This window comes from Archangium sp. (genome assembly GCF_036388035.1).
GTDB lineage: Bacteria > Myxococcota > Myxococcia > Myxococcales > Myxococcaceae > Archangium.
Window position 1 is genome coordinate 1 of record NZ_DASVSO010000070.1, and the last position, 2,359, is coordinate 2,359.

Annotated in this window: 3 protein-coding genes; all 3 read left to right on the top strand. The window is 70.3% G+C overall.

Annotation, left to right across the window (positions count from 1 at the left end; genetic code table 11):
• On the top strand, window positions 1-345 hold a 345-nt coding region (locus tag VF697_RS02965), incomplete at its 5' end, for an ABC transporter permease subunit (protein WP_331091942.1).
• On the top strand, window positions 342-1,403 hold the full coding sequence (locus VF697_RS02970; protein ID WP_331091943.1) for an ABC transporter ATP-binding protein: 1,062 nt from the start codon (window positions 342-344) through the stop codon (window positions 1,401-1,403). The genes VF697_RS02965 and VF697_RS02970, both read left to right, overlap by 4 nt.
• Before the next feature lie 386 nt (window positions 1,404-1,789).
• The coding region (locus tag VF697_RS02975; protein ID WP_331091944.1) for a MarR family transcriptional regulator at window positions 1,790-2,359 on the top strand (570 nt) is incomplete at its 3' end.

A 2,359-nucleotide genomic window follows, 5' to 3' on the forward strand; every position in this document is an offset into this window, starting at 1 on the left:
CTGCCCGTCATGCAGGCCCAGGGCAACGACGAGGAGGAGGCCGCCCTGTCGCTCGGCGCGAGCGGCTGGCGCACCTTCCTGCGCGTGACGCTGCCCAAGGTGAAGTGGGGCGTGCTCTACGGCGTGCTGCTGTGCAACGCGCGGGCGATGGGCGAGTTCGGCGCCGTCTCGGTCGTCTCCGGGCACGTGCGCGGCGTCACCAACACGCTGCCGCTGCACGCCGAGATTCTCTACAACGAATACAACCTCGCCGGTGCCTTCGCCGTGGCCTCGCTGCTCACGCTGCTCGCACTGGTGACCCTGGCCGTGAAGAAGTACGTCGAGTGGAGGGCCGAGGCCCCATGAGCGTCATCGTCGAGCAGCTCACCAAGCGCTTCACCACCGGGGGCACGCCCGCCGTCTCCGAGGTGTCGTTCCACGCTCCGTCCGGAGCCATCACCACCCTGCTGGGGCCCTCGGGGGCGGGTAAGTCCACCCTGCTGCGCCTCATCGCCGGGCTGGAGCATCCGGACGCGGGCTCCGTCCACATCGAGGGCGTGGACTGTACGCACCTGCCCGTGCAGAAGCGTGGCATCGGCGTCGTCTTCCAGAGCTACGCGCTCTTCAAGCACATGACGGTGCGGCAGAACGTGGCCTTCGGGCTGGAGACGCGCCGGCAGCCTCGCGCCGAGGTGGAGGCGCGCGTGGACGAGATGCTTCGCCTGGTGCAGCTCGAGGAGCTGGGCCAGCGCTACCCCGGGCAGCTCTCCGGCGGCCAGCGGCAGCGCGTGGCCTTCGCCCGGGCGCTCGCCATCCGGCCCAAGCTGCTGCTGCTCGACGAGCCCTTTGGCGCGCTCGACAGCCGCGTGCGCGTGGAGCTGCGCGAGTGGCTCCAGTCCCTCCACGAGCAGACGGGCGTCACCACCCTGCTCGTCACCCATGACCAGGAGGAGGCGCTGGAGATCTCCCAGCACGTGGTGGTGATGTCCGAGGGGCGCGTGGCCCAGGCCGGGCCGCCCGAGGACATCTACGACAAGCCGTCCACGCCGTTCGTCGCCTCCTTCGTGGGTGGCACCAGCGTCCTGCGCGGGCGCGTCCAGTCGGGCCGGGCCCAGATGGGCACTCTCGTGGTGGCGGCGCCCCACAGTGCCCGCGAGGGCGAGGCCGTCCACGCATTCGTCCGTCCGCACGACATCAAGATCGCCAAGCCCGCCAACGGCTCCAACGAGCTGACCACGGGCCGCGTCGAGCGGCTGAAGTCCGTGGGGGGCTACGTGAAGGTGCTGCTCAAGCTGCCCTCCGGTGAGACGGTCGCCGTCGAGGTGCCCCGCGCCGAGTTCGACGAGATGGGCGTCGTCGAGGGCGACCACGTCCACGCCGACGTGCGCATGGCCAAGGTGTTCCTGGGCGACTTCGCCATCTGAGCCCTTGGCAGCCCCCCCTCCTCGCCCCCGGTAGTCCGCCGCCATGACCACCGCCCTGCCTCGGCCCGCCCGGGCGGCGAGGCCCTGCCCGTCAGGGTGGTGAGCTGGCAGGCCAGCTTCTCCCGCTTTCCGAGACTCCCTCTCGGCTCCATCTTCACGCCCAGCAGCGCTTGGCTGGACGCCGCCGCTCCCCCATTCGGCTCGCTCAGGCCGGACAGGAGGGAACGGTACGAGGGCCCGCGGGCTCTCTGGGGCACGAGCCCGGCGCTCTGCGTGAACCTGTCCCGCCAGACAATGGGTTTCCCACCCAGGTAGGACCCACACATACTATGTGTCCAAAGTTGAGACGGGCGACAGGGAGGTAGAATTTGGAGGACACTGTAGAAATGAAGCCACTCGATGAGGCCGGCGATCCGTCCTCCACGGAAAAAAACAAGGGGCCCCCGCTTGGTGAAGTGCTGGAGTTCATGCGTCTGCTGTGGGCGGTGGATCACGGCCTGCAGTCCACCTCCAAGCGCATGGAGTCCTCGCTCGGCCTGACGGGCCCGCAGCGGCTCGTGCTGCGCCTCGTGGGCCGCTTCCCCGGCATCACCGCGGGCCGGCTCGCGCAGATCATGCACGTGCACCCGAGTACCCTCACCGGCGTGCTCAAGCGCATGGAGAAGCGCGGCCTGCTGGAGCGCAAGTCGGATCCGCTCGACGGGCGCAAGGCCCTCTTCGCCCTCACCGAGGCGGGTCGCACGCTCGACGTGCCCTCCCCCGGCACCGTGGAGGCCGCCGTGCAGCGGGCCATCTCCCGCATGTCCCGCGCCCGCATCGTCGGCGCCCAGGACGTGCTCACCGCGCTCGCCGAGGAGCTGGGCTCCGGAGACCCGAGCGACCACCCTAACGGCAACGGCCCCAAGGAAGGCGTGGACGAGCCCGTGGTGCTCAAGGCGGACGACGACGAGGCGGGC

Bases quoted from the DNA above. Each gene is read 5' to 3' on its own strand.
- VF697_RS02970 (WP_331091943.1), top strand. From the start codon at position 342: ATGAGCGTCATCGTCGAGCAGCTCACCAAGCGCTTCACCACCGGGGGC.